Genomic DNA, 489 nt, shown 5'->3' on the forward strand with positions numbered 1-489 from the left:
TCAACGGCACGGCCACGGGCGATGACTGGCAGGCGTTCGTCTGCGCCAACCAGGCGTCGCTGGCCGAGGTCGGCCATGCCATCCACCGCGTTGCGCTGCGGGAGCTTTATGGCGACGACGAGCCGCCGCAGCTGAGCGCGCGCGAGCGGGAGGTGCTGATGTGGACGGCGCGCGGCAAGGACTACAAGGCGGTCGGCCTCATTCTCGGCATCTCCCACCACACCACCAAGGCCTACCTCAAATCCGCCCGCTACAAGCTCGACTGCACGACCATCGCCCAGGCGGTGGCAAAGGCGCTTTCACTGCGGCTGATCTCGGAATAGGAATGGACATGTTCCGGCTAGTGGTTCCCGCTTGACATAAGAGTCCTCTCTGATTGGGGTCGTCGTGGTCAAGGTGCTCCTGCACTTTTTCTCGGACCGTTCCGCGGGTCACTCGCTTCTCTTCGCGGTCGGCGCTTGGGCCGCCGCATGATGGGATCAGGAGAGC

General features: G+C 64.4%; 1 protein-coding gene. It reads left to right on the plus strand.

Annotation, left to right across the window (positions count from 1 at the left end):
- The coding region (locus EN859_RS35280; protein ID WP_135913603.1) for a helix-turn-helix transcriptional regulator at window positions 1–323 on the plus strand (323 nt) is incomplete at its 5' end.
- Window positions 324–489: the final 166 nt, after the last annotated feature.

This window comes from Mesorhizobium sp. M00.F.Ca.ET.216.01.1.1 (genome assembly GCF_004010325.2).
Lineage (GTDB): Bacteria > Pseudomonadota > Alphaproteobacteria > Rhizobiales > Rhizobiaceae > Mesorhizobium.